Source organism: Pseudomonas tremae, assembly GCF_001401155.1.
GTDB classification, from domain to species: Bacteria; Pseudomonadota; Gammaproteobacteria; order Pseudomonadales; family Pseudomonadaceae; genus Aquipseudomonas; species Aquipseudomonas tremae.
In genome coordinates this window covers 35196-47769 of sequence record NZ_LJRO01000181.1, presented here as the reverse complement: position 1 = coordinate 47769, position 12574 = coordinate 35196, and the positions used below count along the sequence as shown (strand labels likewise).

The 12574-nt window shown below is 58.5% G+C and carries 13 protein-coding genes and 1 tRNA gene; 1 reads left to right on the top strand and 13 read right to left on the bottom strand.

What is annotated here, in order from left to right; translation table 11 throughout:
- Window position 1 precedes the first annotated feature (1 nt).
- From ALO43_RS12740 to ALO43_RS12725, 4 genes are all read right to left on the bottom strand, one after another.
- Entirely contained in the window at window positions 2-691 is a 690-nt protein-coding gene (locus tag ALO43_RS12740) for an ABC transporter permease (RefSeq protein WP_005896047.1), read from the bottom strand.
- A complete protein-coding gene (locus tag ALO43_RS12735; RefSeq protein WP_054997616.1) occupies window positions 688-1383 on the bottom strand; it encodes an ABC transporter permease in 696 nt (231 codons plus the stop codon). The genes ALO43_RS12740 and ALO43_RS12735 overlap by 4 nt, the downstream gene beginning before the upstream one ends.
- 66 nt (window positions 1384-1449) lie before the next feature.
- Window positions 1450-2214, bottom strand: a complete 765-nt coding sequence (locus tag ALO43_RS12730; protein WP_005896051.1) for an ABC transporter substrate-binding protein — start codon at window positions 2212-2214, stop codon at window positions 1450-1452.
- A gap of 14 nt (window positions 2215-2228) precedes the next feature.
- Complete coding sequence (locus ALO43_RS12725; RefSeq protein WP_053931972.1) at window positions 2229-3002, bottom strand: ABC transporter ATP-binding protein; 774 nt, start codon at window positions 3000-3002, stop codon at window positions 2229-2231.
- A gap of 524 nt (window positions 3003-3526) precedes the next feature.
- Here ALO43_RS12725 and gabP point away from each other — a divergent pair.
- The gene (gene gabP, locus ALO43_RS12720; RefSeq protein ID WP_024671243.1) at window positions 3527-4918 is read left to right on the top strand and encodes a GABA permease; all 1392 of its coding nucleotides are present in this window, start codon (window positions 3527-3529) and stop codon (window positions 4916-4918) included.
- Between the two features lie 56 nt (window positions 4919-4974).
- Here gabP and ALO43_RS12715 read toward each other — a convergent pair whose 3' ends face one another.
- From ALO43_RS12715 to ALO43_RS12675, 9 genes are all read right to left on the bottom strand, one after another.
- Window positions 4975-5460 carry a hypothetical protein gene (locus tag ALO43_RS12715; protein WP_005896058.1) on the bottom strand — a complete coding sequence of 162 codons (486 nt, stop codon included), beginning with the start codon at window positions 5458-5460 and terminating at the stop codon, window positions 4975-4977.
- 152 nt (window positions 5461-5612) lie between these two features.
- Window positions 5613-6959, bottom strand: a complete 1347-nt coding sequence (locus ALO43_RS31835; protein WP_024690293.1) for a methyl-accepting chemotaxis protein — start codon at window positions 6957-6959, stop codon at window positions 5613-5615.
- Between the two features lie 322 nt (window positions 6960-7281).
- On the bottom strand, window positions 7282-7560 hold the full coding sequence (locus tag ALO43_RS12705) for a hypothetical protein (protein ID WP_005896060.1): 279 nt from the start codon (window positions 7558-7560) through the stop codon (window positions 7282-7284).
- A 155-nt stretch (window positions 7561-7715) separates the two neighbouring features.
- Window positions 7716-8090, bottom strand: a complete 375-nt coding sequence (locus ALO43_RS12700; protein ID WP_024671245.1) for a type II toxin-antitoxin system VapC family toxin — start codon at window positions 8088-8090, stop codon at window positions 7716-7718.
- A complete protein-coding gene (locus ALO43_RS12695) occupies window positions 8087-8314 on the bottom strand; it encodes a type II toxin-antitoxin system Phd/YefM family antitoxin (protein WP_005896064.1) in 228 nt (75 codons plus the stop codon). The genes ALO43_RS12700 and ALO43_RS12695 overlap by 4 nt, the downstream gene beginning before the upstream one ends.
- A gap of 212 nt (window positions 8315-8526) precedes the next feature.
- Window positions 8527-8602: transfer RNA gene (locus tag ALO43_RS12690), tRNA-Phe, on the bottom strand.
- A 101-nt stretch (window positions 8603-8703) separates the two neighbouring features.
- The gene (locus ALO43_RS12685; RefSeq protein ID WP_002555777.1) at window positions 8704-8976 is read right to left on the bottom strand and encodes an oxidative damage protection protein; all 273 of its coding nucleotides are present in this window, start codon (window positions 8974-8976) and stop codon (window positions 8704-8706) included.
- The gene (gene mutY / locus ALO43_RS12680; RefSeq protein WP_054997615.1) at window positions 8973-10040 is read right to left on the bottom strand and encodes an A/G-specific adenine glycosylase; all 1068 of its coding nucleotides are present in this window, start codon (window positions 10038-10040) and stop codon (window positions 8973-8975) included. The genes ALO43_RS12685 and mutY overlap by 4 nt, the downstream gene beginning before the upstream one ends.
- 91 nt (window positions 10041-10131) lie before the next feature.
- The gene (locus ALO43_RS12675; RefSeq protein ID WP_053479541.1) at window positions 10132-12357 is read right to left on the bottom strand and encodes an AsmA family protein; all 2226 of its coding nucleotides are present in this window, start codon (window positions 12355-12357) and stop codon (window positions 10132-10134) included.
- Window positions 12358-12574: the final 217 nt, after the last annotated feature.

Here is a 12574-nt window from a genome sequence, read left to right as displayed (position 1 = left end):
ATCAGCGTCCCTGGGTTGCGTCTACGCGCAATAGCTTTTCCAGCAGGCGAAAGCCTTGCACCAGCACGAAGGTCATGACGAGGTAGAACATCCCGGCGGCGAAGAAAATCTCCACCGGCATGTAGGTGCGGGCGATGATGGTGCGCGCCATACCGGTCAGTTCCAGCAGCGTAACGGTGCTGGCCAGGGCGCTGGCCTTGAGCATCAGGATCACTTCGTTGCTGTAGGCGGGCAGGCCTATGCGGGTGGCGCGGGGCAGGACGATATAGAACAGCGCCTTCCATTTCGACATGCCCAGCGCTCGCGCGGCTTCGACTTCACCTACCGGCACGGCCTGAATGGCACCGCGCAGGATTTCCGCGATGTAGGCGGCGGTGTGCAGGGTCATGGTGATCACGGCACACCAGAACGGGTCGCGCAGGTAAGGCCACAGCGGCCCCTGACGTACCACATCGAACTGTGCAAGGCCGTAATAGACCAGAAACAGCTGCACCAGCAGCGGGGTACCGCGGAAGAAAAAGATATAGGCGTAGGGCAGGGCGCGCACCGACCAGAGCCGGGACGCGCGGGCGATGCCCAGCGGGATGGCGAGAACAAGCCCGGCAATGACAGCAATGGCCACGAGCTCCAGGGTCAGGGTCGCGCCCTGCGCCAGCCGTGGCAGCCACTTGATGATGACTTCCCAGTTCATGTCGCACTCCTAAGAAAGCCGCGCCCGGCGCGTTTTTCAAGGAAGTACATACCGATCATGGCCAGTACGGTCAGGCACAGGTACATGACGGCGGCAACCATATAGAACGTGAATGCCTCTCTGGTAAAGCCGACGGCGATCTGTGCGTGACGCATGATTTCCTCAAGGCCGATCACCGAAACCAGCGCGGTGTCCTTCATCAGGATCATGAACAGGTTGCCGAGACCGGGCAGCGCAATGCGCCACATTTGCGGCAGGACCAGTTTGAACAGGATGCGCGAGCGTGACATGCCCAGCGCCAGTCCGGCTTCACGGTGGCCTTTGGGTATCGCCAGAATCGCGCCGCGAAACACTTCGGTCGCGTAGGCGCCAAAGCATATGCCAAGGGCAATTACCCCGGCAGCGAAAGCGTTCAGGGCCAGGTCCGGTATGCCGAACAATTCGCCCAAGGCGCGCATGCCGTTGACGGTGCCGAAGTAAATCAGCAACACCCAGAGCAGTTCTGGAACGCCGCGTACTAGCGTGGAATAAGTACCGCCCAGCCATCGCAGCGGCGCGGAGGGCGAAGTTTTGGCCAGGGCGCCGAGCAGCCCGAGTATCAGGCCCAGGCACAGGGCTGCGAGTGCAAGCTGGACAGTCAGCAGCGCGCCAGCCGCAAGGGCCGGGCCGAATCCGTGGAGATCAATGTTCATGGGCAGGCTTTATCGGGACCGGTCGCCGCGCTTCGGCTTGAAGCGGCGGCGACGCTGTCAGGTGAATCAGAGAATGCTGAAAGGGAAATACTTGTCGTTGATCTTTTTATAGGTGCCGTCAGCGATGATTTCTTTCAGGGCAACATTCAGACGCTCGCGCAACTCATCATTGCCCTTGCGCACGGCGATGCCGATTTTGTCGTTTTCCACAACAGGCTCGCCCTTGAACTCGAAGTTCTGACCGGCCTCGCTTTTCAGCCACTCGTAGCTGGCGTACTTGTCGGCCAGCATGGCGTCCATACGACCAGCCACCAGGTCAAAGAACGCGTTTTCCTGAGTGTCGTAAAGTTTGGCGTCCATGATGCCGAGCGTGTCTTCCAGCCAGGTGCTGGCCAGTGTCGAGCGCTGTGCGCCCACTGATTTGCCGGTCAGGCTTTCCTTGGCTTTTTCAATGGACGAAACATCAATGGATGACGTCTTGGGGGCCACGAACTGCAGCTTGTTGGAGTAGTACGGGGTGGTGAAATCAACCATTTTCTCGCGCTCTTTGGTGATCGACAGCGACGAGATCAGGAAGTCGAACTTTTGGGCATTGAGGGCCGGAATGATGCCGTCCCAATCCGACGTCACGACCTCGCACTCGACCTTCATCTTGGCGCACAGGGCGTCACCGATCTCGCGATCAAAGCCGACAACTTGTCCGCTGGCGTCCTTGTTGTTGAAGGGCGGGTAAGCGCCTTCGATGCCCATTTTCATTTTTTCGGCGAGTACACTGCCGCTGAAGGCAAGAGTGGCTGCCGCGATCATCAAGATCTTTTTATACATCTGCATGGGGTGTTGCTCCGTTAGCAGTGACTCGACATGAATTGTTTGCACCGTGCCGACAGCGGGTTTTCGAACACTTGCTGTGGTGTGCCCTGTTCTTCGACCATTCCCTGATGCAAAAACACCACTTCACTTGATACCTGACGCGCAAAATTCATTTCATGGGTCACCAGCAGCATGGTCCGGCCTTCTTCAGCCAGTGCGCGAATGACGTTGAGCACTTCCTGAACCATCTCTGGATCGAGTGCCGAGGTCGGTTCATCGAACAGGATAACCTTTGGCTGCATGGCCAGTGTGCGTGCAATGGCAGCCCGTTGCTGCTGGCCCCCGGAGAGTTGAGCGGGGTAGACGTGACGCTTGTCGGCGATCCCGACCTTGGCCAGCAGCGCTTCTGCCACCTCGATGGCTTCGGCCTTGCTCTGACCGAGGACGCGACGCGGGGCTTCGATGATGTTATCGAGCACGCTCATGTGCGGCCACAGGTTGAAGTTCTGAAACACAAAACCGATCTGGCTGCGCAGGCGGTTGATCTGCCGGTTATCGGCAGCAACCAGTTGGCCATTGCGCGCTGGCTTGAGTTTCAGCTCTTCGCCCGCCACCAGAATCTGGCCCTGATGGGGGTTTTCCAGCAGATTGATGCAGCGCAGCAACGTGGACTTGCCGGAGCCGGAAGAGCCGAGGATCGAAATGACGTCGCCATCGCGTGCCGTCAGCGAGATGCCTTTAAGCACCTCAAGCTGATCGTAGCGCTTGTGCAGGTTGCGTATTTCCAGGGCGGGCGTGGCCTCGGCCATGTGGGGACCTCATTGAAGTGTGCGCTCTTGCTGCGCGCGAACGCCAAGCTAGCACAGCGGTTGAAGCGCAACCATCGGCATGTCATTGCCTTGGTGAAGGCGTTCGCCGGGGTGTCGCGTCGCAGCAGCAGACTGTCGAAAAGCGGCATGCACGATGCCGGGTTCAGGCGGTCGTGCGCGAAAAAGGCGCGATGTTGCCAGCTTTGGCCGGGGGTTGGAAGCAGCTTTTGCTTAGCGGCAACGCGCATGCTGCACCATATGCGAGCCGTCGGTAGCGGGTGGCGCACTTTTGGTGCGCATATGTAGACGAATCTGAGGCAATCGGTAACAAATCCTACACACGGCGTATATAAGTCGTCTTCGGTTTCACTTGGCGGTTCACGCCACAGGCCGCATATTCTGTGAGCGACGTCGTTTTCGAAATATTTTGGCGCAATTCTTGCGTCAAATATAAAGAACGGCACCGTAGGTTTCTCTTTACGTAACGCTTCGGTGTGTCTCGCTCGTCTTGCACAGGTGGTTTTATGAGCAATACCGCTAACTCTTCCGAGCTCGAACAAGGGCTGAAACCTCGACACATCACGATGCTGTCGATCGCTGGCGTGATAGGCGCCGGTTTGTTCGTAGGCTCCGGCCACGCGATTGCAGAAGCCGGGCCTGCCGTGCTGCTGGCGTATGCCGCGGCGGGTACGCTGGTGGTATTGGTGATGCGCATGCTGGCCGAAATGGCCGTGGCCTCGCCGGACACCGGTTCGTTCTCGACCTATGCCGACCGTGCCATCGGGCATTGGGCCGGTTTTACCATCGGCTGGTTGTACTGGTGGTTCTGGGTGCTGGTGATCCCGCTGGAGGCCAACGCTGCTGCAACTATTCTGCATGCGTGGTTCCCGAACATCGCTATCTGGATGTTTACGCTGGTCATTACCCTGCTGCTGACCGCAACCAACCTGTTCAGTGTGAAAAACTACGGTGAATTCGAGTTCTGGTTCGCGCTGATCAAGGTCGTGGCGATCATCGCGTTTGTAGTGCTGGGTGTGGCGGCGATCTTCGGCCTGTTGCCAACCAGCAACGTCAGTGGCGTCAGCCATCTGTTCGACACCGGTGGCTTCCTGCCCAACGGTATGGGCGCGGTACTGGCGGCGATGCTGACCACCATGTTCTCGTTCATGGGCACCGAGATCGTGACCATCGCAGCGGCTGAGTCCAAAAACCCGGGCAAGCAGATCACCAAGGCCACCAACTCGGTGATCTGGCGGATCTTCCTGTTCTATCTGGTTTCGATCTTCATCGTTGTTTCGCTGGTGCCGTGGAACGATCCGCGTCTGGCTGAGGTGGGTTCGTACCAGACCGTACTTGATGCAATGGGTATTCCGAATGCCAAGCTGATTGTCGATCTGGTAGTACTGGTGGCAGTAACCAGTTGCCTGAACTCGGCGCTGTATACCGCCTCGCGCATGCTGTTTTCGTTGGGCAAACGCGGCGATGCTCCGGCATTGTCAAAGCGCACCAGCAAGGGCGGCACGCCACACTGGGCGGTGATCATGTCGACGGCGGCGGCGTTCCTGACCGTATTCGCCAACTACATCGCACCGGCTGCCGTGTTCGATTTCCTGCTCGCCAGCTCCGGCGCCATCGCGCTGCTGGTGTACCTGGTGATCGCCGTCTCGCAACTGCGGATGCGTCAGAAGCGTATTGCGGCGGGTGAGGCCATCGACTTCAAGATGTGGCTGTTCCCGTGGCTGACCTGGTTGGTGATTGCGTTCATTGTTGCAGTGCTGACGATCATGCTGATCCAGGAAGAACACCGCATCGAAATCATCGCCACCGGTGTGCTTAGCCTGCTGGTGATCGGTGCCGGCCTGCTCGTCTCGCGCCGTCGCAAGGACGGACGTGTGGGCGCCGCTGCGCTGGGCTGATCAGGCGCTTTGCGAGCTGATTGTCGTGCTGACGCCATGCGTCGGCACGATCTCGATCAGCGTGCAGCTTTGGTATCTCTCTTCATCAGCAGGTCCGACGCCAGGGTGTAGTCCTTCTGGAAGGCCGGGCTTTCGATCCATTCGATTGCGGTGTCCTCGTCTTCATCGTGGTACATGGCGCGGTACACAATCAGCAAGCCCATCATGAAGTCCGTGGCCGGGTCTTCTTCCTCTTCGGAGACGACCAGTGCCAGCACCGGATACTGCAGGAAGACCACGCACAGCGCGAGTTGGCTGATGTCTTCGGCGGCTTTCATCGCCAGAAACAGGTCGTCATAGTCGGCCGGGTCGAAACCATTCTCGACGATGTCGCTGAAGTCGAAGGTATTGAGGTCGAGTTCAACGTCATCGAACGGCTGATTGACCAAGGCAGAAGCAAATACCGGGTGGACGAGGCTGGTTGTGCCCTTGCCCGAACGGTTCTGCTTGGCCTTGATCTTTGCGCGCTTGGCGCGTTTTTGCTGTTTGTCTGGCGAGGCCATGAACGTTCCTTTGGCTGGCTGTTAAGTGCAATGGCCGCTATTGAAGCGCAGACCGGCCCGATAACCAAGCTGCTGGCCAAACACAGTGCAGCCGCGAGGCAATAAAAAACCCGCCGAGCGCGGGTTTCTTATGGCTGGCGATTAACGATGCGTCATCGTTTGCCCGGCTTGGCGAACGCTTCAGCCTCGTCCATGCGATTGGCGAACATGTTCACGGCTTCGACCGCATCGCTCGCGCCGTCACGGATCTGCACGATGACCTGTCCGGCCTGGTCGGCCAGTGTCACACCTCGAATGGCACCTTCCTGAGTAGCGTCCATGCTCGCCACGGCGTCGCGCGTTTCGGCGAGGATCTTGCCGATCATTTCAGCGATCTCTGCGGTGGAGCCGCTGGTGCGGCCTGCCAGTTGCCTGACTTCGTCGGCGACTACGGCAAAGCCGCGACCCTGATCGCCGGCACGTGCTGCTTCGATTGCTGCGTTGAGCGCCAGCAGGTTGGTCTGATCGGCAATGCCCCGAATGGTGTTGACGATGGCGGTGATCTGCTCGGAGCGTTCCCCCAACTGGCTCACCAGCTTGGCCGACGCGCCGATGTTTTCAGCGATCTGGCGCATTTCCCGGGCGGTTTCCTGAATGACCAGAGTTCCCTGTTCAGCCACTTTCTCGGTTTCTGCCGAGATATGGTAAGCGCGCGAAGCACCGTGGGCGTCGGCTTCCTGCTTTTCGACCCGGTGCGTGATGTCACTGGCAAACTTGACGATCTTGTAGAGCTTGCCGTCTACATCGAAAACCGGGTTATAAGTTGCTTCAAGCCAGACGACCCGGCCATGTTTTCCGAGGCGCTTGAACTGGTCGCCGATGAACTCGCCGTGGTTCAACTTGCGCCAGAACTCGGAGTACTCGGGGCTGTTGGCCAATGTCGGCTCACAGAACGACCTGTGGTGCTTGCCTTTGATTTCCGCCAGCGCATAACCCATGACGTTAAGGAAGTTGCTGTTGGCAGTGATGACGTTGCCATTGGGCTCGAATTCGCAGATGGCCATGGCCCGGTCTACCGCTGCGAGCTTGCTGTTGGTTTCGTTCTCGAGCATTACGCGCTCTGTCACGTCCAGAGCGTACTTGACCACTTTGAACACATTGCCTTGCGCATCGACAACCGGGTTGTAGCTGGCTTCAAGCCAGACACTGTGGCCGTTCTTGTTGAGGCGTTTGAATGTCCCGGAGATAAACTTGCCGGCCTTCAAAGACGTCCATAGGTCAGTGTATTCGCGGCTGCGGAGCAGTGTCGGGTCGCAGAAGTCACGGTGTGTCTTGGTTATCAGCTCTTCAGCCCGATAGCCCATCGTCGCCAGAAATTTATCGTTGGCACGCAGCACCTTGCCGTCGAGGCCAAGCTCGACCACCGCCATTGATTTTTCCAGCGCGTTTGTCAGTCCTTTGAGTCCATCTACCTCGGCCTTCATGGCTGTCAGTTCAGCTTTGTTCTTGTTCCCGAACATAACCTGCCCCTTGGTGTATTTGTGGACTTGCGTGAAAGGGTATCGACACAAAAGGTTGCGACATTAATCAGCCAGGGCGAGTCTTCAGGGGAAATATGGTGAGAAATTTTGGCGTCAAAAAAGACAGATGCGTTCGAGCGGTGAACGCTTCGCTTTACGAGGGATGGAAGGCCTCTGCCGAATGGCCATGCAGGCCTGCAATTGCCAAACGCCAGGCAAAGAAAAGCCCGCGATGGGGGAGCGGGCTTAAGGATTCACACTTGGGAGCAGCTCTACAATGACCTGTCGCCTGTGAAAAGTTTGTGAAGAGTTTTCACTGTTTTCACTTTTTTTCCGGCTGAATGGTGTTGGTCACTTCAGAGGTCGGCACGAAGGTCTTCGACTCTTCGGCGGCAGCTTCCTTGGACGCAGCTTTGTCCTTGGCAGCTTCGGTATTCTCTTTGGCAGCCTCGTTCACCTTGTCCTGAGCAGATTCCATCTTCTCCTGGGATTTTTCCTGATGGGCCTGAGCGTCTTGTGCTTTCTGCTCGGACTTGCTGTCGCAGGCAGCCAGACTCAGAGTGGCGGCGATGATGAGGGCAGAGGCAGTTAACTTGAGCACGTCGTGTTCCTTGTGAAAGCAAATGTATGGCTTCGAGGGCGGACGGGGAAAATTAGTTCAATGGGATGGAAGTGCTCACAGCTCTGGATGGCGCGTCTCGGTGCCGAATTTAGTCTCGATCAGAGGCCTAATGGCTGTTCGGAAAGCATGTGGATTCAAACGATGATGGTGTGAGGGTAGGCGTGCATGGCGCTCTCATGCGTGACCAGAGTAATACCCTCTGCAAGTGCCTGAGCAACCATAATTCGGTCAAATGGATCGCGATGATGGTTTGGCAGGCTGGCAACGGCCAGCCCGTGAGTAGAGGTGATGGGTAGCTCCAGATAACCTGCGTCTATAAGTTCTTTGCGCAGCAGCGCGGGGTTCACGCCTGTGCGCTCTGCACCTTTTATCGTCAGTTCCCATATGCTCGCTGCACTGAAATACAAGGTGTTGGCCTCATCGTCAATAAGTTGGGCGGCCGCCGCAGAGAGCTTGGTATCGCCGGTTGCAGCCCATATTAGAATGTGCGTATCGAGCAGCAGCTTCATTCCTTGCCCTTAAAAAGCTCTGTAATTTCTGCGTCCATGGCATCCGAGGCTTCTGCGTCAAACGTCACGTGGCTTAACATTCCTCTGCGCTTGGGTGCAGAGATGGGCACCAGCTTGGCAACCGGTATGCCTGCTTTGGCGATAATAATGGTTTCGCCACTCGCTGCTGCGTCGACCAGCTGCGAGAAGTGGGTTTTGGCTGCATGGATGTTATGGGTTTGCATGGTATAGCCTCCCGTTACGTAGGGGCTTATCTTGGTCCAGTAGGTGGACTAAGTGAAGAGCGTTACATCCGAAGGTTAGGCAATGCTTTATCGATTGGGGGCAGTCGCGTCAAAGAAGATTGCAGGGCTTAGCCCCAGACAGCAAAAAGCCCGCACGAGGCGGGCTTTTTGTGTGCTTTCAGGTGTGCTTGGCATCACCCGAAAACGGAAGGTGGTGCCCAGAGACGGAATCGAACCGCCGACACGGGGATTTTCAATCCCCTGCTCTACCGACTGAGCTATCTGGGCAACGGGGCGCATTAGACGTGTTTTTCAGGAGGTCGTCAAGCGTGTTTTTTAAAAAATTTGAATTATTACCGACGCTTACGACCTTCACTGGGTGAAACGCTTTATTTTTCGGGGGGTACGTAGCCTTCGGCCTGAGCGTATTCTTCGCCCGAGAGAAACTTGTCCATCTCGGTCTGGAGGAATTTGCGGTCTTCGGCGTTCATCATGTTCAGACGACGTTCGTTGATCAGCAGGGTCTGGTGTTTCTGCCAGTCGGCCCAGGCTTTCTGCGAGACGTGGTTGAATATATCTTCGCCTTTGGCGCCTGGGTACGGGGCGCGCTCCAGGCCGGGCAGTTCTTCTTTGTATTTGCGGCACATTACGGTACGGGTCATGACGACTCTCCTGCGTTCAATACGTCGGCTGCGCGTTTGAGCAGCTTTTTCACCGGGGCAGCAAGGCCCAGGCGTGGCGGGGGGGCGAGGTTATACCAGAGCCAGTCGGCCTCGGCCACGTGATGGGCCGACTCCTGGACATTGATCAGCCATGGTTCGATGCTCAACTGGAAATGGCTGAAGGTGTGGATCAGCTCCGGCAGTGCGTGATGTTCTCCCAGCTCCAGGGCGTGCTGCGTGGCCAGATGTTGCAGGTCGGCGAAGTCATCCAGCTCCGGCAGGCTCCACAGGCCGCCCCACAAGCCGCTGGAAGGGCGGCGATAGAGCAGAATCGCGCCGTCGCCATTGGCGAGCATCGGCATGAGGGTGCGTTTCTGCGGGACGGTCTTGCGCGGTTTGGGGATCGGGTAGCGGGTCTCCAGGCCGAGCATGTGCGCCTCGCAACTGCGCTCCAGCGGGCAGAGCAGGCAACTGGGCTTGCTGCGTGTACACAGCGTGGCGCCGAGGTCCATCATTGCCTGGGTGTAGTTGTTGACGCGGCTGTGAGGTGTAAAGCGTTCGGCGGTGGCCCAGAGCTGTTTGGCCACCTTGGGTTCGCCGGGGTAGCCCTCTTGCGCAGTGAAACGCGCCAGCACGCGTTTCACGTTGCCGTCGAGAATCGGCGCGCGTATACCCATGCTCAGGCTGGCGATGGCGCCTGCGGTGGACAGGCCGATACCCGGAAGCAGGATCAGTTTTTCAACGTCACGGGGGAATTCGCCCTCGTGATCGGCAACCACGATCTTTGCGGTCTTCTGCAGGTTACGGGCGCGGGTGTAATAGCCCAGCCCGGTCCACAGGTGCAGTACTTCGTCCTCGGGGGCTTCGGCCAGCGCCTGCACGGTCGGCAAGGCCTCCATGAAACGGTCGAAGTAGTTCAGGACGGTGCTGACCTGCGTCTGCTGCAGCATGATTTCCGATACCCATACCCGATAGGGCGTGATGGCTTGTTGCCAGGGCAGGTCATGCCGGCCATGGCGGTCGTACCAGTCCAGCACGGCGCTGGAGAATTGTTCGGGTTGCATGGCCGGGTTGGCTCTCGTTGTCGGGGTGTGAAGAGGGTTGCCAATGCAGCGGAGCGCCAGAGGATGGCGCTCCTGCACTGCTGGCTGTGGCTCAGCGTTTGAACAATCCTTTGAGCGCGTCCTTGAATTCCGGGCTGACCTTGTCGCCCAGTTTCTCGTTCAGCTTGTCTTCAAGCTTTTCGCTGATCCGGTCGCCGGCCAGTTTTGCGGCGATCTGGCCGACGCCGTCCTTGTCCAGTCGGCAAGCCTTGGCGCCTAGTTCCAGCGGGCCACGGCACTGCACCGGCCATTCGATGCCGACGAAGCGCGGGTTGATCTCGCAAGCCGGGTCCGGCATGTCGCTCTTGTCGCCTTCGACGATGATGCCGACGCGGTAGTTCATGCCCAGCACGCGCAGGTCCACATCGCCATTGCCGTTGACGGTCATGCCGGGAATCCGGACCTTGAGGTCAGGGTTGCTGGCCACGCCGTTGCGCACCACCAGATTGCCGTTGAGCTGCTGGAAGGGCGTGTCCTTGGCGCGCGGTTCGCCGGTCAGTGGCTTGCGATTCAGGGTCGAAATGCCCTTGCACAGCTGCTGCTCGAGGTTGGCATTGACCAGCACGCCATTGTTGAGGGCAAAGCTGGCGGTGCCGTTCAGGCTGTCGATCAGGGCTTTTTCACTGTTGCCCGTGCCGGTCAGGTTGCTGTCCAGGGTCAGCAGGCCGCGTACCGGCGGCGTCTGGCCCTGGCTTTCCAGTACCCGCTCGACCGGCACTTTGGCAATGTGCGTCTGCACACTGGCGACGGGAATGTCGGGCCGGGCGTCCAGGTTGCCTTTGACCTCGAAGTTGCCGTTGTAAAGATCGCCGCTCAACGTATCAAGCTTGATCACGCCACCGCTGGCCTGGGTCTTGAAAGCGGCGTTATCGATGGGCAGCTTGTTCAGCGTGAGCTTGCCGAAGCTCAGCTCAGCCTCGACATCCAGCGTGCGCAAACGCTCCAGTGGCAGCAGCTTTGTGGTGCTCCAGGCGGTCTTGGTCGGTTGCTCCGGCAGTGGCGAGTCGCCAGCTACGGCGGCAGCTTCGCCCGACTGGACTTCGGCTTTGCGGGCGGCCTTGGTGCCTTTGCTTTCTTCGCTTTCGGCGGGGCGATAGCGGTCGGCATTGAAGGTATCGCCCTTGAGCTGGACGCGCAGCGCCTGCTTGGCGAAGTCATCGACGGCGATGCGCCCGGTGAAGCTGCTGTCGTCTACTTTCAGGTTGAGGTTTTCCAGCGCAAGGCTGGTAGGCGTACCAGCGAGCCTGGTGACCATCTCGACCTTGCTCAGTGCGCCGTCGGTCATGGCCGGAAGCGGCTGGCCGATGCTGTCGAGGAAGGTGCGCAGATCAAGCTGGGCAATGGACAGGCCACCACTGATCTGTGGGGTTTTATCCAGATCGCGGGCGCGCAGTTCGCCCAGCGCGCGCAGCTGGTTGGCTGACACTTTGAGGCTGTTCCATTCGGCAATGTTCGCGGCAAGATCTACCAGCAACTGGCCTTGGGCAGAGAAGGTGACGGTTTTGCCTTGCAGCGGCTCGCCTGCAACTTCGCCGGAAAGGCGCATGTCTTCGAATTGATAACGTTTGAGCACGCGATCCATGCGCAGTTGGCCGACCAGTTCGGTCTTGGTGCGCACGACGGGCTGGTTGGTGCTGAGGAACGCGGTGAGTTTGATCGGTATATCAGAGGCTTCACGAATCGGGCCGGTGCTCAGTTGGATACTTTCAGCTGTGAAGGTGCGGCCTTTTCTGGCATCGCTGTAGTCCACGCGTGCGTTGTTGACCGTCAGGCTGTCGATGTCGAGCCTGATTGGCTGGGCAGGGCGATCCGTTTTAGGTGCGTCTGGTGCTGGCGCGGGTGTCGAGTCGTCAGATGCTGCGGTAGCTGCGACAGCGGGCTTGCCGATGTCTTCCCAGTTGCCATGACCGTTTTCATCACGGTGCAGCATCAGGTTCAGGCCTTCGACACGGATATCGCTCATCTGCACCTGGCGGCGAAGCAACGGCAGGACTCGGACCGACAGGCCGAGCATCTGCACATCGGCAAATGGCTGGTCGGGAGCGGTCAGGGTCGCGACATGGGCGTCGTTCAATTCCAGGCCGAGCCAGGGGAACAGGCTCCAGCCGATATCGCCATTGAGCGTCAGCTCGACGTTGGCCTTGTCGCGTGCCAGTTGTCGAATCTCGTCTTTATAGTCGTTGGGATCAAACAGGTGGGTCAGGGCGAAGCCGAGAGCCACGATGATCAGCAACAACCCGAGAATAAACAGCCCCAGGATTTTGCCGAACGCTTTCATGGGCGAGTCCTTGTGTCGATGTTCAAAAATTAGCCCGAGAGTATACCGCTCCGGGGAGCATCCCGGGCCCCGGATGCCGTTATTGCCCTTCAGCGCCCTGCTCGAAAAATGGCGCACCCTTGCTGCACGCACTGGGTGTACGGGAAAACCAAGAGGGCGGTGCCGCGTGATGGATCTGCCGGGTATTTTTCATGTATCGGGCAGATCGGCAAGTTAG